21 protein-coding genes are annotated in these 22,389 nt (G+C 36.1%); 10 read left to right on the forward strand and 11 right to left on the reverse strand.

The window, feature by feature from the left end:
- Window positions 1–48: 48 nt before the first annotated feature.
- The 3 genes from HMPREF0014_RS14030 to HMPREF0014_RS14035 all read right to left on the reverse strand — a co-directional run bounded on the left by HMPREF0014_RS14030 (window position 49) and on the right by HMPREF0014_RS14035 (window position 1,329).
- Window positions 49–492, reverse strand: coding sequence for an RDD family protein (locus tag HMPREF0014_RS14030; protein ID WP_002053613.1), 444 nt, complete (start codon window positions 490–492; stop codon window positions 49–51).
- Between the two features lie 258 nt (window positions 493–750).
- Complete coding sequence (locus HMPREF0014_RS26265) at window positions 751–924, reverse strand: hypothetical protein (RefSeq protein WP_022575551.1); 174 nt, start codon at window positions 922–924, stop codon at window positions 751–753.
- A gap of 177 nt (window positions 925–1,101) precedes the next feature.
- Window positions 1,102–1,329: a hypothetical protein gene (locus tag HMPREF0014_RS14035; RefSeq protein ID WP_000774578.1), complete on the reverse strand. Its 228-nt coding sequence runs from the start codon at window positions 1,327–1,329 to the stop codon at window positions 1,102–1,104.
- A 288-nt stretch (window positions 1,330–1,617) separates the two neighbouring features.
- On the opposite strand from HMPREF0014_RS14035, the gene HMPREF0014_RS14040 reads away from it, so the two are divergent.
- Entirely contained in the window at window positions 1,618–2,061 is a 444-nt protein-coding gene (locus HMPREF0014_RS14040) for a universal stress protein (protein WP_002053669.1), read from the forward strand.
- Between the two features lie 262 nt (window positions 2,062–2,323).
- Window positions 2,324–3,907: an ATP-binding cassette domain-containing protein gene (locus HMPREF0014_RS14045; protein WP_004886628.1), complete on the forward strand. Its 1,584-nt coding sequence runs from the start codon at window positions 2,324–2,326 to the stop codon at window positions 3,905–3,907.
- Window positions 3,908–3,966: 59 nt separating this feature from the next.
- Here the strand turns inward: HMPREF0014_RS14045 and HMPREF0014_RS14050 are convergent, their stop codons facing one another.
- Entirely contained in the window at window positions 3,967–4,401 is a 435-nt protein-coding gene (locus tag HMPREF0014_RS14050; protein WP_002053610.1) for a hypothetical protein, read from the reverse strand.
- Between the two features lie 384 nt (window positions 4,402–4,785).
- On the opposite strand from HMPREF0014_RS14050, the gene HMPREF0014_RS14055 reads away from it, so the two are divergent.
- Window positions 4,786–5,487, forward strand: a complete 702-nt coding sequence (locus HMPREF0014_RS14055; RefSeq protein ID WP_004886626.1) for a hypothetical protein — start codon at window positions 4,786–4,788, stop codon at window positions 5,485–5,487.
- A gap of 44 nt (window positions 5,488–5,531) precedes the next feature.
- Here the strand turns inward: HMPREF0014_RS14055 and HMPREF0014_RS14060 are convergent, their stop codons facing one another.
- The 7 genes from HMPREF0014_RS14060 to HMPREF0014_RS14090 all read right to left on the reverse strand — a co-directional run bounded on the left by HMPREF0014_RS14060 (window position 5,532) and on the right by HMPREF0014_RS14090 (window position 10,105).
- Window positions 5,532–5,663, reverse strand: coding sequence for a hypothetical protein (locus tag HMPREF0014_RS14060; RefSeq protein WP_002048661.1), 132 nt, complete (start codon window positions 5,661–5,663; stop codon window positions 5,532–5,534).
- A 231-nt stretch (window positions 5,664–5,894) separates the two neighbouring features.
- Complete coding sequence (locus HMPREF0014_RS14065; RefSeq protein ID WP_006581231.1) at window positions 5,895–6,278, reverse strand: hypothetical protein; 384 nt, start codon at window positions 6,276–6,278, stop codon at window positions 5,895–5,897.
- A 169-nt stretch (window positions 6,279–6,447) separates the two neighbouring features.
- The gene (locus HMPREF0014_RS14070; protein WP_004886623.1) at window positions 6,448–6,729 is read right to left on the reverse strand and encodes a hypothetical protein; all 282 of its coding nucleotides are present in this window, start codon (window positions 6,727–6,729) and stop codon (window positions 6,448–6,450) included.
- A gap of 160 nt (window positions 6,730–6,889) precedes the next feature.
- The gene (locus tag HMPREF0014_RS14075; RefSeq protein WP_224272965.1) at window positions 6,890–7,243 is read right to left on the reverse strand and encodes a hypothetical protein; all 354 of its coding nucleotides are present in this window, start codon (window positions 7,241–7,243) and stop codon (window positions 6,890–6,892) included.
- Between the two features lie 182 nt (window positions 7,244–7,425).
- On the reverse strand, window positions 7,426–7,896 hold the full coding sequence (locus tag HMPREF0014_RS14080) for a hypothetical protein (RefSeq protein WP_004886619.1): 471 nt from the start codon (window positions 7,894–7,896) through the stop codon (window positions 7,426–7,428).
- 413 nt (window positions 7,897–8,309) lie between these two features.
- A complete protein-coding gene (locus HMPREF0014_RS14085) occupies window positions 8,310–8,561 on the reverse strand; it encodes a hypothetical protein (RefSeq protein ID WP_002048677.1) in 252 nt (83 codons plus the stop codon).
- Window positions 8,562–8,869: 308 nt separating this feature from the next.
- Window positions 8,870–10,105, reverse strand: coding sequence for a mechanosensitive ion channel domain-containing protein (locus HMPREF0014_RS14090; protein WP_002048675.1), 1,236 nt, complete (start codon window positions 10,103–10,105; stop codon window positions 8,870–8,872).
- A 606-nt stretch (window positions 10,106–10,711) separates the two neighbouring features.
- On the opposite strand from HMPREF0014_RS14090, the gene sbnA reads away from it, so the two are divergent.
- The 7 genes from sbnA (at window position 10,712) to HMPREF0014_RS14125 (ending at window position 22,362) form a co-directional block, all read left to right on the forward strand.
- Window positions 10,712–11,716, forward strand: a complete 1,005-nt coding sequence (sbnA, locus tag HMPREF0014_RS14095) for a 2,3-diaminopropionate biosynthesis protein SbnA (RefSeq protein WP_004886616.1) — start codon at window positions 10,712–10,714, stop codon at window positions 11,714–11,716.
- A gap of 21 nt (window positions 11,717–11,737) precedes the next feature.
- Window positions 11,738–12,751, forward strand: a complete 1,014-nt coding sequence (sbnB, locus tag HMPREF0014_RS14100; RefSeq protein WP_004886614.1) for a 2,3-diaminopropionate biosynthesis protein SbnB — start codon at window positions 11,738–11,740, stop codon at window positions 12,749–12,751.
- Between the two features lie 71 nt (window positions 12,752–12,822).
- The gene (locus tag HMPREF0014_RS14105) at window positions 12,823–14,463 is read left to right on the forward strand and encodes an IucA/IucC family protein (RefSeq protein ID WP_079377151.1); all 1,641 of its coding nucleotides are present in this window, start codon (window positions 12,823–12,825) and stop codon (window positions 14,461–14,463) included.
- Window positions 14,464–14,466: 3 nt separating this feature from the next.
- A complete protein-coding gene (locus tag HMPREF0014_RS14110) occupies window positions 14,467–15,672 on the forward strand; it encodes an MFS transporter (protein WP_004886610.1) in 1,206 nt (401 codons plus the stop codon).
- A complete protein-coding gene (locus HMPREF0014_RS14115) occupies window positions 15,669–19,196 on the forward strand; it encodes an IucA/IucC family protein (protein ID WP_004886609.1) in 3,528 nt (1,175 codons plus the stop codon). The genes HMPREF0014_RS14110 and HMPREF0014_RS14115 overlap by 4 nt, the downstream gene beginning before the upstream one ends.
- Window positions 19,189–19,962 (forward strand): aldolase/citrate lyase family protein, encoded by a 774-nt coding sequence (locus tag HMPREF0014_RS14120; protein ID WP_006581227.1) that lies wholly within the window; start codon window positions 19,189–19,191, stop codon window positions 19,960–19,962. Before HMPREF0014_RS14115 ends, HMPREF0014_RS14120 begins: the two co-directional genes overlap by 8 nt.
- 153 nt (window positions 19,963–20,115) lie before the next feature.
- On the forward strand, window positions 20,116–22,362 hold the full coding sequence (locus HMPREF0014_RS14125; RefSeq protein ID WP_004886606.1) for a TonB-dependent receptor: 2,247 nt from the start codon (window positions 20,116–20,118) through the stop codon (window positions 22,360–22,362).
- Window positions 22,363–22,389 lie beyond the last annotated feature (27 nt).

Below are 22,389 nucleotides of genomic sequence, written 5' to 3' on the forward strand. Positions count from 1 at the left end.
CACAAGAATTTTTTTGTAATTTTTTATTAACAAAATTCCAGCTTAAAATCACAGCTCTTTGACTACCACAGTTTTCGCCATTTTGTCATGCCAGCCTTGTTTTTTAGGATCAAATGCCACCCAAATAAGACCAATACAAAATACTAAGATGGATGGAATATATCCAATATAACGAATGATGGATTGCATCAAAGTTAACTTATTACCCGTTTTTTCATCGAGAACTTTTAAACGCATAAGGCGTTTACCTGGTGTACCTGCAAAGTAGAGCCAACATAAAACGGTATATAAAAATGGAAAAGCATAATTTACAATCAGATCAAACCAATAGTTTTGCGGTTTACTACTCATTCCTGTCGCAAATATCAGATCATAATCTCCACGATAAAAAACCCATGCAGCTGGAATAATTGCTAAAAAGAGAATAAGTGTATCAATAATCATTGCACCAAATCGTAACCAGAACCCTGCATATTCGTATTTATAGCTCATGCGTACACCTCTGTTTTGTTATCGTTTGCCTTATACTAAAGAGACAACTTCATTTTACTTTAATCCTAAAGGAAATCTTTTTATTTTTAAATACTTGAAATAATTTTTAATTTTCTATTTTACTTAGAATTGTAATAAGTACTGTTGAGTACCAATAAATTATAACAGCATATATAATATTTAAGTATTTTATATACACCTCACTCTAGATGAGGTGGTTTAATTATTTTTATTGAATTAATAATATATAACGGCTGATTATTTCCAAAACAAAACATCAATTTTAAATTCTTTCTTCAATAGTAATGCAGCACAGATTAGTCCTAAACCAATAATTATCAAAAAGAAGCTTAAAGTTAATACACCTCCTAGTATAGATAAAACACCTAGAATAGTGAGTAGATAAAATAAAATTATAATTAACTTAAACATTTAGTTTATTCAACCATTTACGATAAAATCAACTCATTCTAGCGCTTTTAGCAATAAATACTGTTCTCAAATGTTGAATACACACCTTCTTTGTATTAACTCAAAAACAATATGTTAATAATTCTTGCTAAATGTTAATAATAAAAAATAAACTGTGACAAATATCACAATTATAATTTATTTAACTTCAAAATAGTGCTTTTCAGTAATAAGTTTTATTTTCAGATTTTTATATAAACGATCTTTTGAATTTTCCAGTGAAGGTACTACTTTTTCAGCAAACTTATCGTCCGCCATAAGTCTTGCATAAGTTTTATATCCAATTACTAATTTTTCCGGTTCTTTACCTGTTTGGCGAAATTCTTCAATAAGTTTACTTACTTTCTTTGCTGTTAAATCTGCCATTCTTATACTCCCCCACTCAATATACTATTTGGTTATACGAGTTCTGTATGACAAAAATATGAAAAGTAATTTATTGTAAAGTTCATCTAAAAAATAAAATTTACACTCTACTCTATATCGATCAAGCAATTTCATTTTAAAAGCAATAAAAATCAATTATATATTTCATTTTTATTTAATTTAATGACAACTTAATTGAATTGATTTCTACCTTTAAACAAATGTGTTAATCTTTAAGTAAGAAAAGCTTCATACATATAACAACTTGTAAATAAGAGGAATAACATTATGAATTATCAACATATTATTGTACCTGTGGATGGTTCCGAGATTTCTTTGGCAGCAGCCCGACAAGCTGCCCATATTGCTAAAGCTTTTGGTAGTAAACTTACAGCAATTAGTCTTGTTGCAGTAGATCCATTTAGTGGTGTTGATTTTTATTACATCTCTCCTGTTGTAAAAGATTATTTTGTTGAAGCGCGTGCGAATGCTGAAAAAACGCTTGCCAAGGTAAAAGCCTTATGTGCTGAAGAAGGCGTTGATATTGATACACAAATTATTCAAGGTGAAATCTCATCTGATGGCATTTTAAAAGCTGTAGAAGACTTAAAATCAGATCTGATCGTTATTGGTTCTCATGGTCGCAAAGGTTTCCAAAAACTTATTTTAGGTAGTTTTGCACAAGATGTTCTAAACAGCACTAAAATCCAAGTTTTGGTGGTAAAAGAATAATTGCTTAGGCAAATAAAAGCCTAATCTAGTGATTAGGCTTTTCATCATAAAAAAATGCATAAGTTTTACACAGCTTAAAAACCGTTATAAACTATTAGTCTCTTCCCCCTTCTATTTTGTGAGTCACGCCAATGAAGTAAGTCTTTTTTCTCATCAATTTTCTCTTTTTTGATGTGCAAAATAGACTATTTTTAGTGACTTAACGTCTTTATTTAAAGCTTAACTTTCCTATTTTGTACATCCTGTATTTATGAGGTTTTTTATGACTCAGCAGGCATGTGTAGTATCGCAGCTCACTTTAGAATTTCCTTCAAAAGTGATGTTTAAAGAACTAGATTTTTCACTTGAGCATCATCAAGTATCAGCTTTAATTGGCCGTAATGGTCAAGGTAAGTCTTTACTTATGCAATTGCTCCAAGAGATTTCACCCACCAAAGAAATGCACATTAGTGGTCAAATTACTTGGCTGTCTAAGCATGCGTATTTAGCTCAATTAACGCGCCTTTCTTCATCCACCATTGCAGAAGCTTTAGAGATTGACCATCTTTATAAAGCTTTGCAAAGAATAGAACAAGGCGAAGCTGAATTCGATGATTATGATTTATTAGAAGGCAATTGGGATCTCCCTTCTATTTGGGAAGCCTTATTGCGATCGGCTCACTTACCAACCGATTTAAACTTTCCGGTGAAACAATTAAGTGAAGGACAAAAAACCAAGTTAGCGTTAGCAGCATTATTTTTAAAAACCGACCACTATCTATTACTTGATGAACCAAGTAACCATCTCGACCAAGATGCTAGACAGTGGTTAATTCATCACCTCAAGAAACATCCGGCGGGTGCTCTTATCATTAGCCATGATCTAACTTTGTTAAATGAAGTGGACCATATTTATCACTTAAATGAACATGGCTTACAGCACACTACAGGAAACTATGAAATTTTTTATGAGCAATATCAAACACGAGTTGAGGCTTTAGAACAGTCTGTACATCAACATCAACGTGAAGTTAAGCACATGAAGCAGAAGCAACATGATGTTTTAATGAAAGCACAAAAACGTGAGCGTGCTGGCAACAAACTTCGTGATTCAAACTCACAAGCTAAAATTTTACTCGACTTTAAAAAAGAACAGGCTGGACAAAGTTTAGGAGCAATCCAGTCTCAACATCACCGTCAAATTGAGCAAAGCCAGCAGGATTTGAAAAATAAAAAATCACTTCTGGAAACTGTTAAACCTCAACAATTTATATTCCCCTCTTTTCAAAAACGTTTAGGAGAAATTCTTAGAGTTCATGACTTAAAACTCCACTATGGAACACAGCAACCCATCAATTTTGCCCTCAAAGCTTCTCAAAAAACTCACTTAGTTGGTCGTAATGGTGTCGGTAAATCAACCTTGCTTAAACAGATTGTTCAATCTGCTGTAGCGCCTACAGATGAAATTAGCCTATTTGTAAATTGCTTCTATCTAGATCAGAACTTCAGCTTTTTGTTAGACCATCTCTCTGCTGTTGAGAATTTAAGAAATATTAATCCTGATATTTCTGAGTTAGAGTGGAGAAATCTATTAGGTCAGCTTAGGCTTCGTGGTGAAAAAGGGACTTATCCATTAGCTCAACTGAGTGGTGGTGAGAAGTTAAAAGTCGCATTGTTAGGTTTAAGTCATGCAGAGACTATGCCTGAACTTTTATTACTCGATGAACCAGAAAATCATCTGGATATTGAATCAAGAGAGCTATTTGCAAATGCTATTTCTAGCTATGAAGGTGCTGTGTTATTAGTCTCTCATGATTTAGCTTTTGTTGAAAAGTGCGGAATTCATGAGTCAATTTATTTAAATTAATATTTTTTAATCTCCTATAAAAGCTCTAATTATTAGAGCTTTTATATAGATGGCCTTAATTAGTATTTTATATTTTTATTATTCACTATTTGAAGATCTAAATTAAATGATACGGTTCTATTTTTTCGTGCACTATTTCTCATTTGATAAACTTGAATAATATAGTCACCATCAACGGGTAGTATTACTTCTCCTGAAGAGCCTGTAGTCGAGCCTACCAATAATGCCTTATCTTTGCCTGGCTTTTGACCTGGAGCAAAAACATTAATATAAGCTAAGTTACTATAACTATTAATGTTAAATTTTAAAACCTGACCACTTTTTGCAAAAACTCGATACCTTACATCATCATAGCCCTGAAATTTCCCTGTTAAAGTTGTTTGATCAGAACCTTTTAAAAAGCTTACTTTGGTTTCAACATTTTTAGCAACAACAGTTAATGGTAAAGTTGCAATTAATCCTGTTAATAATAAAATTTTAATATTTTTTTTCATTTTTAACCCTCAAAATTCTTTTAAATAATTATAAAAAAGATACTTTTTATTAAATTTTACTTTATGTATAAATTTGATGAGTAACGTTTGAGTTTGTAAGTCTTTTAATAGTTGTTCAAAAAATATATGTCATGAAACTTTAACTTGCCAGCTTATAAAAACCGCCTTAGAATCCGCGCAACGAATTTTTAGGGGCTTCATTGTGAGTACTTGCTCGATTGATAAGAATAAATCATCGACTCAGATTTAAGTATCCACTAAAGCCCACTGGCTCTCTTGTGGATTTAAGAGAGTCCTTCCCTTTTGCTTTATTTCTTATTTATCAGTTGTTTTAAAAAAACAAGTAAATACTTACATATGCTCCTTGTTGTTTTGGAGTCATCCATGCTATTTCTTAATTTTAAAAAATCTATTGTTTTTTTTAGCACTTGCTTGGCATTTATTTGTAGCTATGCTGGACGACCAATGGTCGTTGATGATGCTTCTTTAGTCCCAGCCCATTCTTGTCAACTTGACTCATGGATGCAGAATAACCCTAAAGATAAGGAATATTGGGTTATTCCTTCTTGCAATGTTGGTGGCAATTTTGAGTTTGGTGTAGGTTTGGGGCGTCATTTTTCTGATGAGGCAGGTAATATCACTTATACGACTGTTCAAGGGAAAACGCTTATAAAACCACTTGAGACCAATAACTGGGGAATTGGTGTTTCATTTTCTAGCCAAATTAATAACAACCACACTTCTGAAAAAGATTGGACTGTGAATGTGCCCTTAAGTATTTCTATGTTGGATGACCATTTCTTATTGCATACTAATGTGGGGTGGCTTAGAGAACACACCACTCACCGCGAGCAAACTACTTGGGGTGTGGGTACAGAAACATTCATTACAAAACCCTTAACGGTTACTGCTGAAGTGTATGGAAATGATCGAAGTGATTCATTTTATCAAACCGGTATTAAATATATGTTGTACAGAGAAAATATACAGTTCAACGCAAGTTACGGTAACCGTTTAAATCAGACTAAAGATGACTCATTTTTTTCAGTCGGTTTAGTGTTTGTGAGTAATCCATTTTTTAAATGAAAATAAGATTAAAAAAGCCCATCTATTGATGGGCTTTTTTAGTTTTATGAGTCTTTATCTAATGAGTGCGGCGTTGTGGTTTTATCTTGCTGTTTGGTATCGTTCTCGCCTTGGCATGCCGCAACAGAGACTGAAATAATTGCTGCTAAACCTAGGGTAGCTATAATTTTAGTCATGTCTTACCTCATATAGTTTCCATTGATTAGGTTATAAATACTGACTATCCATATTACGATCAGCATAGGTTTATAGACTTTTTTGTACTTCTCGCATAGAAATGTAAATTAGAATGGAGCACACATAATTAAAGCATTGATAATTAAATAGCAGCAGTTTTAGAGATGAGAGGGATACTTAACTAGTTTTCGCTCATTACTTTAATTATCACTCTTAGAAGTAAGCTTTTGTTAATTGTAGGAAACACAAAAATCTAACCGATCATGCTGTTGCTTAAAGCATGTCCATGAATCTTTTTCAGGTACTTCAATAATCTTTTTAGTTTTAAAATCACGATAATAAATAGTCGCATCTTTTAAATTCGATAAATTACTTCCCACAGAAATACATGAATCCTCATGAGAACAAATATTTGATTCTTTTATAAATACTTTGCTATATGGAAAAGTTAATCTTTCAAAGTTAGAACTTAAGTTATTCGTAGAAGAGAGTAAGCAAGTCTCAGTACTATTTTTACCATTCACAATAAAACAGCTTTTACTGACTTCGAAGGGCTCTTGAGCGAATGTACCCGTAGCATAAGGCAATAAAAATAATGTAATAAGGCGCTTCATGTTCTTTCTCACTATGCAACATTTAGTCTAAAACTGCCTATAAATATTCAGACTACATCTAATTTAGCTGTCTATAATACCTCTATTAAGTTTAGTTAAATATTTACTATTTGATAAATTTTACAAAATATTTAAAATTAACTTATAGACTATGTTTTCATTTTAAAAACTATTCATCTAAAACCTTCCAATTTGTTCCAATCTGTGCCAAAGCTGGTAACTCATCACTATTAAAAACATTACAATTATCATCAACAGCAAATCGATAGATGGGTATTGAATCTGCTTGTGTTTTCTTAAAAAAACTGAAATCTTCGGTAATATGTATTAGGTCTGCCGACCGATTATTCCCGGCTATTTTGTTTACTCCTGCACCGGATGGTATATGTATGTAACTTTCACAAGTTATTTCAACACTGCTTCCATCCAAATCTTGATATGAACATTTCATGTTTTAGTCCTTCTATAATTTATATATGTGTAGAAAAACTTAACATGCTATACAGATAAGTTATGGATTTTTTTATGATCTAATTGTTTAAGTATGTAATGTATATCGTATTGAAAATAAAAAAATTCCTTTTAAAAAGCACCGTTATCGGTGCTTATAGTTATTTACACTTTCCATTAGGACCATTTATTTCTTCTTTTAAAGAATCAATATCCATTTGAATTAACTCTTTATCAGCAGCTACTACTAGACCAGATCTTTTCATGAAAGTTTTATATTCTTTAAATCTAGAAATAAGAAATTCATTATATTTTAATTCGGATTGCATATAGCTACATTCTATTGAATCTAGCTTTTTCCTTTGCGAACTGGTTAAATTTTTATTCGCATTCTTTTTGATAAAAGCATCTCTTTGTGCTTGAACTATATGGAATTTTTCTAAAAGACTATAATATTCATCTTCAAAGCTTGTGTTTGGTGCCGCCGTAGTGTTAGTACAAATAAGTAAACCCAAGATAAAAAATCGTAATTTCATAATATGTAATATTCGCTTATGATAATTAAAAAGTGCATATTATAAGACTGTCACCATCAAATAAAGTAAATAAATTATATAAAAGAAAACCGCCCCAGAAGGCGGTTGCTGAAATTTATCAGCAATTATAAAATTGCGGTGGACACACACTTTTATAGGTTTTAAACCAGATTTATTTTTTTATTATTTTTTTTATACTCTTCGGAATTAAAATAGTTCACTATCATCTTGGCATTTTCTTCTGATACTGCCTTTTTACTTTCAAGTACGGATTGAGTTTCTTTTTTAGTATTAAAGTCAGCAGGTACAATACTTGAAAGTGGTGGAAGTTTTGGCTGACCACCTGTTGTAATTCTTTCAATAAAGCTTGCTAACCACATAATATATTCACCCTTATTTTTATATTTAGGCATTAAGCTCATGTCGAGTTTAATTGAACATTCATTTAAGGGTTTACTTAGACATTCTTCAAAGTCTATAAAATTATATTTGAGTTTACAGGGGGTTCCCTTTATCTCTTTTCGAATAATGCTGACCAAATTATTTAATTGTTCAATCAGGTTATCAGAGAACAATTTATCTTCTTCGAATTTTTTATACACCTTCTCGGCGATTATTAGAAATTTTGGCATGGTTCCTTCCCTCTTATTCTGACTTTGGTGATTGATCAGATTTTTAGGGAAGTATGATGGATATATTATTGCAGTATGTAAGTGTTGAAATGCCAAATGTAATCAATAAGAGGGTTGTGAAACTGCCTTCCATAATAAACCACAGCAATTAAATAAAGTGCAAAATTCGTCGCATTTTATGTGCGGAAAGATTTTATAGTTGGTAATAATTTTCTGAAAAAAATTAAGCTCATCAATAATATTATTTGACTTATATTTTTTGTGGTGTCTTATCTAAAAATAGAATATAGAAATTTTTGAATTATTTTTTTATTTGCTGCCTTGCTGAATAACGAGTTTTTAGTCAAGGGACTGAAAAGTTAACCGTGTCTTCAGCAAGGTCTTCTATAATTTATGTTTTAGCTTGATGGTACTCATGCACCGCTTAAAGCTGCTTCAAACATTTCAATTATTGCTTTGGCTCCTTCAGCCTTTTGCCTTGCGTCTTGATCGTCAAAGATAATGGTTTCGTCATTTAGTTCACTCACATATCGCCGGGCTTCGTCTAGAGCTCTCCTTAGTTTTTGGACTTTGTGTTTGTTTACATCTTTGGCAATGGTTGGCGCATATCCTCCACGTTTTGCGTTTTTAAGTTGTCTAGCTCGGTTCTCTATTGCTGTAGCCATTCAAACACTCCAACTCACCTAACAAATTTTAGTAAAGCAACTTTATTGTTTGTTATTCTTAAACATTTAGTATTTTCTTTGTTCAAAGTGTCAAAATTGTTACTTAAGCCTTACTCCTGAAAAGTTATAGATCGAGTTTGCTTAAAAATTAATCTTTTCAAGTTATGAAACACACATAACTTGGTATAGTCAATTTATACCGCTATTTAATAATAATTTTCCAAAAATAATTATTAATTAATGTATAAAATTATTAAAAGAATGCTATCTATTTGAAAAATCAAGAAAGATAGCATTCTTTTATTTAGTTATTCTACTGTTAGTTTTTGAAAATCATGGCCTGAAGGCGCTTGATACACTCTTAAGCCAAACTCTGGCAATATCGCGATGAGATGATCAAATATATCAGACTGAATTGCTTCATAAGAAACCCACGCCGTAGTATTGGTAAAAGCATAAATTTCTAAAGGTAGACCTTCACTCGTTGGTTGTAATTGACGAACAATAAGAGTTTGGTTTTGAGCAATGCCCTTATGCTGACGTAAATAGAATTCAACATATGCTCTGAATGTCCCAATATTGGTTAAACGTCTTTTGTTATAACGTGACTGACTTCCTAGATGCTTATTGAATTCTTCAATTTCAGATTGCTTGGCATTGAGATACTGATCTAATAATAGAAAATCTTTAAGTTTTTGCTGCTCTTCTTCAGTCATGAAGTGAACGCTAGTTTGATCAATATAAAGAGAACGCTTCATACGGCGACAACCGGCATTACTCATACCACGCCAGTTTTTAAAAGTGTCCGTTACGAGTTTATTGGTTGGAATGGTGGTATAGGTTTTATCAAAGTTCTGGACTGTGACAGTATGCAATGAAATATCAATCACATCACCATCGGCATTTAACGATGGCATTTCAATCCAGTCTCCTATACGTACCATGTCATAAGAAGCAATTTGTACACTCGCGACCAATGACAAAATGGTATTTTGGAATACCAGCATTAATACGGCTGCCATCGCACCGAAGCCAGCCAGTAAGGTAAATACATCCTTTTTAAGGAAGGTACCTAAAATCATCAAACCACAAACAACAAAAATGATGAGTTTAACGAGTTGTAAATAACCTTTAATCGGCTTATTTCTAGACTTTGGATTACGCTGATAGATTAAGTTAAATATATTTAATAATTCACTAATAGTGAGTGCAATAGTCAGGAAAATAAATGCCTGTGCGCCCATCTGTACCAAAGCAATGGCTTTTTCAGATAAGTGTGGAACGGTGGTAATACCATTCATAATCACAATGGCTGGCACAATATTGGCAAATCGCTTAATAACACTATGCTGAGCAAAAACAGATTGATTAAGTGACTTGATTTTAGTCACTAAATGACGGATTCCCCTAACAATAATTCGCTTAGCAATAAAGTTTGCCAACGCAGCAAATAAAATCAAAATTGTGAGTGAAACTATCATTTCTAGCCAAGGATAGTTGCTTAACTCAGCTTGAAGATCACGATAATAATTAAAAAAATCCAAACCCTTACACCTTACAACTTTATTTTCAATAATTTTAAAGTGTTCGTATGTTATAGAATAAGGCTTGTTTACATATGTCGTCATAAATACAACACGTCTATAATACTTAATCGCTAAATTAGATTAATTTTTAGAAAAATGATTCAAGTAGGCAATAAGTAGATTTTCATTTTTAAAATAAGATTAGTTATTCAACACTGCTTTATCTACTTAGCTCCTTCATAAGAAGTGCTCTTTTTATCAAATTACAGCTTTTTTGTTTCAATAAACTTACCTTGGTATGAAGAGTTATGAATGGAAAAACTTTCCTCATCACCTATTTTTCTTCATTTTTTCGTCAACTCACTTATTTTTTCACTGTGATTAATTTTTATAAAATAGTAAGTTCCTGCCTATCTGCTTATATTTAAAAAGTTTATTAATTTAACCTTTTGTAAAATATAGATTTTATTATTCAAAGAATTAGAACAAAAAAATTAGTGAAAATTCCTATAACTCCCCCTGTTTTTTCTTTACAAACAGCAACAATCTTGGAATAAATCGTAATAATAATTTAATTAATAATAATTATCATTTACAACACATAAAAACCTGAGAAGATCTGCCATGATCCATGAAAATATTCTCGAATGCATAGGTAAAACGCCACTATTACAACTATCAAGGCTATTCACGCATCAATCAGTCTCAGTGATTGCGAAAATGGAATTGTTAAACCCAGGAGGAAGTATTAAAGACCGTCCAGCATTATTCATGCTACAGGAAGGCCTGAAATCTGGAGTGATTAATAAAGACAGTCATATTGTTGAAAGTTCATCAGGGAACTTAGCTATTGCACTTGCAATGGCTTGCAAAATATATGGATTAAAATTCACTGCCGTGATTGACCCAAAAATTGCCTCAGCAAATTTACAAATGCTGAAGCTCTACAAAGCCAATATCGAAATGGTTTCTGAGAAAGACCAAAACGGCGGTTACTTAAAAACCCGAATTGACACCGTAAAACGGCTATGCCAACAACTGCCAAATGCGGTTTGGATTAATCAATATGCCAATCCAAACAACTGGAAAAGCCATTACTTTGGTGAAGCAGAAGAAATTTTAAATCAAATTGATCGGAAGATTGATTACCTCGTAATTGGGGCAAGTACCTCCGGCACGATTATGGGCGTATCTCGTCGTCTTAAAGAGAAGTTCCCAGAATTAAAAGTCATCGCGGTCGATATTGTCGGTTCGGTATTGTTCGGTGGCACATCTGGTCCACGTGAAATTCCCGGCATTGGAGCAAGTACTGTCCCACCACTCCTCTCTCCTGATGAAATTGATGATGTCATTTATGTAGATGACTATGAATCGGCACTCGGTTGTAGAGAACTTCTTGAACATGAAGGAATCTTTGCAGGCGGTTCAAGCGGCTCGTCCATTTCAGCCATAAAAAAACTGATTCCAACCATTCCCGAAGGTTCATGCGTCTTAACGCTGCTGCCTGATCGCGGCGACCGCTATCTCGATCTTGTTTATGAAGATGAATGGTTCGAAATGATCAAGAAACGTCACTTCAATCGAAATTTACGACGTCAAGAAAACCTTACTTTACAAAATGTTGTTTAACTTTCTCCTTAGGACATATTCATGAGCAATTTGGCTACCCTTCGCTATTTAAGTCAATCAGATTTATTAAATCTTGGCGCAAATCATAGTAATTCATTTATTGAAGCGATTACTGAAGGTTTAACCCTGCATGCAAATAAACAGTTTGTACAACCCTTAAAACCGTATCTTCGCTGGCAAGGTGCAGACCATATTGCGGACCGTATTATTGCAATGCCTTGCTATTTAGGTGGCAACGACCCGATTGCCGGAATCAAATGGATTGGTTCAAGACAACATAACCCTAAAAAATTCAATATTCCGCGTGCCAGCGCACTGATTGTTTTAAATGATTCAGAAACAAATTATCCGGTTGCAGTGATGGAAGGCAGCCTCATCAGTGCCATGCGAACTGCGGCAATTACGGGTGTTTCTATTAAGTATTTAGCGAAAAAGGACTTTTCAGACATTACCGTAATTGGCTGCGGTCCAATTGCTCAAATGCAGATTAAGACGGTACTTGAGCAATACGCTCAAGTGAAAAAAATACATTTATTTGATGTAAACCCCGAAGCAGCTGAAAAACTCAAAGCATTGTTCTTATCAGAATATCCAAATCTAGAAATTGAAATTCATGACAGTGCTAAGTCTGCAATTGTGCAAGCAGATGTCCTCATTACCTGCACAGTTTCAGATAAGCCTTACATTCCGTTTGAGTGGCTTAAAAAAGGCTGCTTTGTTTCAAACATTTCAATTATGGATATTGAGCCTGAAGTCTTCTTAAAAGTAGACAAAGTGATTGTAGATGACTGGGACCAATCAAACCGAGAAAAGAAAGTCATCAACGTGTTGGTTGAAGATGGCTTGTTCAGTCGTGAAAAACTGCATGCTGAACTTGGCGACATCATTATTGGTCATAAAAACGGCCGTGAACACGAAGATGAAATCATTTTGCTCAACCCAATGGGCATGGCGATTGACGATATTGTCTGCGCGAAGTGGTTCTTCAATGCTGCACAAGAACAAAACGTTGGCACGGTTCTACCGCTTTTATAAGAATAGGAATAACTAAAATGTTAGATCGGATTTACACAGCACAACTACAAAAAACGATAGATGCCCTCTACATGGAGAATTATGGAGATTTTAAAGATCATCTTTCCTATAAAAAGCCTTATCTGGCAATTACTCTCAATGATGAGTTGGAACTCTATTTCAGCTGTTTAAAAGTAGATGGTGTAAATCCTTTCTATGTTACCCAACCCGAAGTTTTGCTTCATAACCTGTTGAGCAATACAACTTCTAAAATTTCTATTTCTGAAGTTTTTAACTATTTAACTCAAGCAACTTGGTGGCCGTCACCACACCATCAAAAAGCGATTGATTATTGGCTAGACAACTTAGTTACGGCTGAAAAAATTCCTCAAATTTTACAGTCAGCACTTTCATTTTCTTCACCTTTAATCAAAAGCGAGTTGCTATCGCTGGTCGCTGATCGTCCATTTCATCCGTTCGCTCACTCAAAAGGTGAACTTGCCCCACTCACAACTCAAAAAGAAATTGAGGTGTATTGGTGGGCATTTAAGAAGGATGACGTCATCAACAATATGAAGTCGATTCCTCACAAAGAGCTTCTGTTATCAGAAGTTGAGGAACGTCTGATTGCTGACAAAATAGCTCAGCTTTCAGATGACTACTTAGCCCTGCCTCTGTTAGAGACTCAACATCGCTATTTAAAGTTTGATGAAAATAAGTACGGCGGTATTGACCTAAACCATGTCACCACAATTGGTTTACCGACTTCTTCTTTAAGAACCCTTATTCACAACGCAAACCCGACTCTGCATTTAAAACTCTCAACCAATGCCAAAACATTAGGTGCAATCCGCTCTATGCCAGGCCGCTATTTAATGAATGGTCATACGGCTTATGATTTTTTAAATGACGTCATTAATGAAACTGCATTAATAAAAAATCGTCTCTTTTTAAGTAACGAAACGCACTGGTGGGTGCTGGGTAAACAAGAGCCGATTGTAAAGAATTTAGGTGTAATTGGTTGCCAAGTCCGACATTTTCCTGACTTTTGCCAAGATAAAAATGTCACGCCAATCACTATGTCAGCTTTAAGCTGTACCTATGTTGACCCTTGGGAAACTTTAGGCATTAAGGGTGACAAATGGACATTACTAAAAGACTTAAGCGTTCATTTTATTCAAACATTCTTAACGCTTTGGGCAAAAGGAATCATGCCTGAATGCCACGGGCAAAACACTATGGTGTGTTATGAAAATAACAAGTTGAAATGCTTTATTTTACGTGACCACGATACCTTAAGAATATGTACCACAGCCATTGAAGAAAATGGTTTTACACCTCCGATTTATACCATTGATACCAGTACACCGAACAATCTTATCTTTACTAAAAATGAAGACTTATTTAATTACTTCATTACATTAGGGCTTCAAATTAACCTCTATCCAATTGCTCTAGCTGCCTTGAAATATACGGATCGTACAGAAAGCGATTTTTGGGAGATGGTTCAAGACATTATTCAAGATTTTGTAGAAACCCAAGCCATTTCAGAACAAACAAAATCGCAAATTCAAACTTATCTTTTCGACAATAAGACTTGGCCATTCAAACAGCTCCTTACGCCTTTACTTGCGCAAGAAAGCGACTCAACAGGCATGCCAAGTAAAATCGGAAGTACGCCGAACCCTTATCACAGCTTATCTGTTTCTAGCTATGAGACCATGGATATCTAAATCATGCGCTCATCTCGCCTAGATCATTTCATTATTTTGCTCTGTCAATTTTTTTCCACTTTTGGGCTCATGGTACTTATTCCGATCATGCCGCTTTATATGGAAAAACTGACAGCGCATATGAGTGCTCCTACTATCTGGGCAGGTTTAGCACTCGCGGCTCCGGCTATTGGCAGCTTATTTACAGCACCGATTGTGGGACACCTATCCGACACATTCGGCCATAAAAAAGCCTTGCTACTTTCTCTGGCAGGTTTCTGTATTTCAATACTGCTCATGGCGAGTGCTCAGCATTTATACCTGTTTATTTTCGCGCGAATTTTACTCGGCTTTTGCGGTCTTTCCGTAATTTTAAATGCCTATGTTTCATATCTTTCCAACGAGCAACAACGTGGTGCCGCTTTTGGGCAACTACAAAGTAGTGTTGCGCTAGCTTGCCTATGTGGTCCCGTGCTCGGCGGGATATTTATGGATCAATGGCGGGTTGAAGTATTACTCAACGCAACAGCATTTGTTGTTGTGACACTCATTGTGATTGCGTCATTTGTATTAACTAATCCCGTTAAAACTGAAACCACAAAAACCAAAGAGAAATCCAAGCTTCCCGCTTTCTTTGATAGAACGATTTTTTCATGGTTAAGCGCCGGCATTTTGGTTCAAGCGGGTGGCTTTGGTTTGGTGTCTTGCTTCGTTTTATACATTAGCGAAATAAGCCAAAGCACTCACTCATCGTTATCTGCCGCGAGTTTAACGGGAACCATTCATGCGCTTTCATGGGGAGCAGCCTTTATTGCTGCGACCTATTGGGGAAAAAGAAATGATGATAAAGGAGACTCTTTTAATAACTTCGTTTACGCATCTTTAATTTGCGGCATCACGATTTTTGCATTGATCTGGGTTTCGAATATCTGGCTAGTTCTTGTATTACGACTCATACAAGGTTTTTGCTTTGCAGCCCTTATTCCTTCGATCTTACACACCATTTCTCTAAAAGCTGGCGCTCAAAGCCAAGGAAAAGTGATTGGTATTTCTAACAGTGCCTTTGTCTTAGGGCAACTTATTGGCCCAATCACCATCACGCTCACCTACTCATTTTTCAATATTACCGCTGCATTAATCTGCACCTCACTATTTTTTATCGGTGCGGGATTAGTGGTGATTTTGAACAAATTCTTAATGGATACAATTTTAAAAGAGGCACAAGAATGAACTCAATTATTACAACAGATGCATGGTCTTATAAACTTTTCGAACAGTACCTGAATACTTTCTTTCGTGAACTCAAAGTGAATCTTGAAAAGCACATTATCCCAGCTCAAGACTCTCCTTTATTCACCCTATATGCAGAGCAACCAGACACGCTATGTTTTGCTTATACATTTCATGCATCTAACACGGTTGCTTATGGCGCAGTTCAGCACTTATCAACTACGGGCTATCACAGATATCAACGTGGTTTTGTTCTGCAAAACTTAAGCAACAATACATTTGACTCGCTCACCGACCCTAAACAGTTAGTGAAGCTGATTACAGATGAACTGAATAGCTTATTTAAAGACAAAAACCAAAATAAGAATTTGTACTCCGATATTGCCAATAGTATCGAGAACACAAAATTCTTTTTAGAAAATAAGCCATCTCAAACAACAGCTAAAGCATTGAGTGGTTTTCAGGCTACTGAACAAGGCATGTTATATGGGCACCCTTTTCATGTGACCTCTAAAGCCAATTTAGGTTTTTCTAAAGAGGACATGAAAAAGTATAGCCCTGAGTTAGGCGCAAGTTTCCAACTCCACTACTTTGCAATTCATTCTTCTTTAATCCAAAAACTGGTCAGCGAGAACGAACCTTCTCACCATATTGAAGATGAAGTTTTAGAAGCTGCAAAAGACCATTTACAAGAGAATTTCACCAATTATGAGCTTATGCCAACACATCCGTGGCAAGCCAATTTCTTACTTCAACATCCATCTTTAAAGAAATATTTAGACAGCCAAGACGTGATCTATCTAGGCGCATTAGGTCAAACCGTATGGCCGACCTCATCTGTTCGTACAGTATGGTTACCTCAATCGAACCTATTCTTAAAACTCTCTATTGATGTTCGAATTACCAGTTTCATTCGTAATAACCCAATGGATGAAATGGAACGTGCCATTGATGCGAGCAAAATTATTATTAATCACAAGATTAATGAGCAATATCCCGACCTTGTGATTCTGCCGGAATTAGAGGCGAAAACAGTCAGAATCCCAGAGCTTGAAAGTTCATTTGGCATTATTTATAGAGCTGGGCTGACTCCTGCTGTACTAGAAAATACCCGAATGCTCGGTGGCTTGGTTGAAGAAAACGAAAACCATGAAATCCCTCTTTTAAGCTTTATTCAGCAAGCGGCACCGAATCAAAACTTACAATCGAACGATGCCAAAGACTTCATTACTTTCTGGTGGAAACAGTACCTTAAAGTTTCGCTTATTCCATTAGTTGAGTTGTTTGCAAACAAAGGCATTAGCGTAGAAGCGCATATGCAAAACAGCTTAATGGAATTTAAAAACGGTTATCCGCATCGCCTTATTCTTCGAGATATGGAAGGCATTAGCATTGTTCCAGAAATGATAGAAGACGACTCATCTATTTCTGAAGATAGTACTGTTTGGTTCTCCCAAAAAGATGCATGGACGTTTTTAAAATATTACCTCGTGATCAATCACATTGCTCATCTCATCAGCGCAATTTCGCGAGTTACGGCTATTGAAGAATTTGAACTTTGGCAAGCCACCCATCTTACCCTCACACAAGAAAACTTTACTGCCAAAGGCAAGCAGTACCGCGACTTATTAATTCATTCACTCACATTACCAATTAAGGCAAATATGTTAAATACGCTCTACCACAGTGGTGGCAATCCTATCTGGATTGAAGTTGAAAACCCTATTTATAAATATCGCGGTGCAGAAGCGCTTTGCCCTCTTCAACCAACACAACAAACCAATTATAAAACCCTTGCGGAAAATCGCGTGATGGGTCAATTACTAGAAGCGCTCATTTTTGAAAATACTTTTAAATACGAGTTTTCTAAAGGTCAAATCAAGTTCTATATTTCCGATACCGTTTTCTATACCTGCGCGGCCAAACGACATTTTAGTTTTAAACGAATTAAGCTAGATCCTTCAAGCTTAACCCGTTCTGATATTACTTTAGGCACTGAAACTCGCCCTAACTTAAAAACGCTACTTGTTGACCTAAAAAATATTATTGAAGCTGACCCAGTTAAATGGCAAAACTTTAATGATGAACTCAACTTAACTTACGTTAAACATGCGCAGACTTTGAGCCAAGTGCCTGCTCAACCTTTAAGAACTTTGCCGTACCTAGAACAAGAGGCACGCATCACCAACGCCCATTTATATCACCCAAGCTTTAAGTCACGTATCGGCTTCGATTTAAAAGAAAACCAGAAATATGCACCCGAGCTTTCTGAAGGTTTTACGGTTCAATGGGCGGCGACTCATAATAGTTTGTGCAAGCTGGTTTTAAGCGAAACCATTAGCCTAGATCAGCTTTATAAACAGCATTTTTCAGAAAAAGATCTACAAACTATTAATGAGCAATTGAAAGAGCAAAATGTAGATTTTAAAGATTATATCCTCACCCCAATTCATCCGTGGCAGTGGGATAAAATTATTGAATTGTATTACCAAGATGCGATTAGCAACCAACTGATCATTCCGTTAGATATTGAAGGTCCAACTTATTTACCACAGCAGTCGATTCGAACTTTATCAAATATTAGTGATATCTCGGCACTTTCTCTTAAGTTGGCAATGAATTTGGTCAATACCTCGACCTCTCGCGTATTGGCACCACATACCGTTCAAAATGCGGCAAAAATGAGTGACTGGCTGTATAACATTGTTGAGCAAGACCATATTTTAGAAAAACAGCGTAAGCCTGTTATTTTAAGAGAGATTGGCGGTCTTTCAGTGAATCAGCAGATTGCCCTTCCTGTTCAATACGGCGCACTCGCCTGCATTTGGCGCGAAAGTATTTACAGCTACTTAAAAGAAGGTGAATCGGCAACGCCAGTAACAGGATTGATGCAACTTGATATTGACCAAAAACCTCTCATTGATGATTGGATTCAAGAGTACGGTATCGAGTTCTGGTTAGAAAAATTAATCAGCAATGCTTATCTACCAATCATGCATATTTTATGGTGCCACGGCCTCGCTTTAGAGTCACATGCACAAAACATGGTTCTGATTCATAAAAAAGGCTTACCTGTTAAAGCTGCATTGAAAGATTTCCACGATGGAATTCGTTTTAGTCGTCATCTTTTACGCGAGCCGAATCTTTTACCTAACTTACAAGATGCACCAAAAGAACATGCCAAGATTAACCCGAACTCGTTCTTGGAAACCCACTCTCCAAATGAGCTCAGAGACTTTACCCAAGATGCGCTTTGGTTTGTAAATCTGGCCGAGTTAGCGATTTTCTTAAATGAACATTATGACTTCGATGAAATCAAATTCTGGACCATGTTAAGAACCATCATCAATCAGCATAAAGAAGCTCATCCAGAGTTTGCGGAACGATATGAATTGTTTAACTTTACAGATGACACCATCGATATTGAACAGCTCGCAAGCCGCCGTTTCCTTCCGGAAATTCGCTTAAGAGTACAAACCACGCCGAACCCGCTTAGCCTCATTAAGGAAATTGAATATGAATAAGCATTCGATTTCTTTTAAGAAACGAATAGCAAATGGCGAGACGCTCTACGGAATCTTTTGTTCCGTAGCTTCTCCGATTAATGTCGAGCAACTGGCACTTGCGGGCTACGACTTTATTATTATCGACTTGGAACATACTTTATTTAGTACGTCTCAAGTCGAGATCATGATTTTAGCCGCTAGAACCATGAATCTTGATGTATTTGTGAGGGTGCCGTTAAACGCCAACCATTTAGTTCTACCTCTGCTCGATGCAGGGGTAACAGGCATTGTTTTTCCACGTATTGAAAATGCGGAGCAGGCTCAACAGGCTGTGAACAATTGCCACTATATGCCGCTTGGGCAAAGAGGGCTCAACTCGACAAGGTTAAATCGATACGGCATGGACGATTTAGCGAGTTTTGTTCAACAGGCTGCAAACGAAACGGTTGTCATTGCCATGATTGAAAGCTTGGAAGGACTAGAACAACTTGATGAAATATTAAAAGTTGAAGGTATCGATATTATTCTTGAAGGTGCTGCCGACCTTTCTCAATCGATGGGAATGCCGTGGCAAACTAGCCATCCAAAAGTGAAAGAGAAAGTTCAAGAGATGTATTTAAAGACTAAAAATAGTCAAAAGCATTTCTGTGCTATTCCCCGACAACCTGAAGATATCGCGGCATGGAAACAACAATCTGTTCAGCTTTTTGTACTCGGCGATGACCGCAGCATTATACGCCGTGCCCATCAAAACCATTTAAATACCTTTAAGAGCATTTCATAACTGTTCACATCTTTTAAGGGGAATAAAAGCCTATTCCCCTAATTCATTGAATAAATTTCAAATATATTATTTTAAAGCAATTAATAATATTGTTAATTACAATGATTCTCATTTATAATTCGCTCAATTTAAAATCACTCTCAGGGCGAGACAATGGCAAATAAGAAAAGTAATAAACTTTTTACAAGAAAGTCTGAAGTTAAAAATCTCATTCCACTTCTTTCACTTGGAGGAGCCATTATTCTTTCAAACTCAGCATTTGCCGCTTCACCTGCTGAAACCACAGAAACAGAAAAAAAGCCTGAAGCCCTTCCTACTATTACCATTACCGCTTCACGTGCAGATGAACTCTCTACCTCTGCCAAACAAGTCACCAAGTTAGATGAAAAACAAATTGAACTTTTGAAAAATGGATCGTCTGGCAACATTGCGACAGTTTTAGCCAAAGCTGTACCGGGCCTGTCTGACTCAAGCCGAACTATTACCGATTATGGTCAAACTTTACGTGGCCGTAATGCGCTTATTTTGGTCGATGGCGTTCCAATGAACCTCACTCGTGATACAGCGAGAGGACTTTCAGCCATTGACCCTGAAAGTATTGCCAACATTGAAGTGATTCGTGGTAGTAACGCAATTTATGGTGGCGGTGCTGCGGGCGGTATTATTTCAATTACCACGAAAGCGGCTGGCGGTGAACCTACGGCTAAAACGGTCGTTGGACTTCAAACACCACTTACAAATCTGCGTTCTAATGCTTTAAGTGGTGATATTCACCAGTATTTTACAGGCAGTTTTAACGCTTTTGACTATGCGCTCGACTTTGGTTATCAACGTATTGGTAGCCCCTACGATGCAAGTGGTGACCGTGTTGCACCTGAACCAAGTCAGGGCGACCTTTACGATTCAAATGGTTATAGCATCGGCGGTAAGCTGGGTTATCACATTGATGACAATCAATACCTACAGTTTGCTGCAAACTACTATAATGCTGAGCAAGACTCAGATTATGCATCTGACCCAAGTGTTAAGAATACTCCTGCTGGAACTGTGCCAGCCAAAGCCATTAAAGGTTTAAAGCTCAAAGATCAGACTAAAAACGAAAACCAAATCTACAATTTGACCTATAACCATAAAGACTTTTTTGGTAATAAAGTTGATGCTCAAATTTATTACCGCGACTTCTTTACCCGTTTTTCACCGTTTGATGCCCGTGTTGCTCCAGGTAAAGTTAGTCCACGCGGTGGACAAGTGGATCAGGTCTATCAAGAAAATAACGTCCTTGGTAGCCGCTTAACGGTGACTACTCCCCTTGAGTTTTTAGGTGACACATCTTTAGTTTGGGGTGGTGACTTTAGCCGTGAAAAAAGTGAAATGCCTTTAGATATTTTTGATCAAAAAATTTATGATCAATCGGGCGGCTTAGAGTTTGTAAAAATCGGCAAACTGATTTATCTACCTGAACTCACCACGCAAAGTGTGGGTGGTTTTGTGCAGCTAAAACACCGCTTTAATGATCAATGGTCAGCAGAAGCTGGTACACGCTATGAAGACAGCTATGCGCAAATTGATAGCTTTGTTCCATTATCACAATTAGGTAAAACCAACCCTTACACAGTTCCGGGCGGAAAAGTGAAAGCGAATGCATGGTTGTACAATGCCAATGTGACTTTCTCACCAAACGACCAGCACTCAATTTATGCATCGTTTAACCAAGGTTTTCAGTTACCTGATGTTGGTGTAGTCATTCGTAATGCAGATACAGGTTTTAATCTTGGATCATCATTTTTAGAGCCTGTAAAAGTTGATAACTACGAACTCGGTTGGAAAGGTAACTTTAACAACTTTTCTTCAAGTTTAGCGGTATTCCATTCAACGTCTAAATTAGGCGCTGTGCAACCAGTAAGTAATAGTTTGGATATGACTAGAACCAAAGAAAAAGTTACTGGGGTTGAAGCAACGGTTGACTACCTTGATGATGCAAATGTTTGGGGAACTGGTGGTAGCGTTACATGGATGAAAGGCCGTGAAAAACCGCAAAACGGTGCTGAGCAAGACATGACAGGTTTCCGTGTTCCACCATTAAAACTAACAGGCTACATTTCTTATAGCCCAACTGAAACTTGGACAAACCGCCTACAAGCCACTTACTTCGGTTCAGAAGATTACCGTTTGAATGGTGTAAATAGTTTCGGTCGTTACGATGTAAAATCTTATACCACAGCAGATTTAATCAGTAGTTTTGCGCTTAACAAGAAAGACACCATGACCATTGGCCTAGAAAACATGTTTAACCGCAAGTACTACCCGCTTTATAGCCAATTATTAAGATCCGGTAATAACACCAGCCACTTACTGGCAAATGGTATAACGCTTAAAGTGACTTATAGCCATAAGTGGTAAGAACTTTGGTTAGTCCCTATGCAGTAA

The sequence above is a fragment of the Acinetobacter sp. RUH 2624 genome (assembly GCF_000162375.2).
Lineage (GTDB): Bacteria > Pseudomonadota > Gammaproteobacteria > Pseudomonadales > Moraxellaceae > Acinetobacter > Acinetobacter nosocomialis.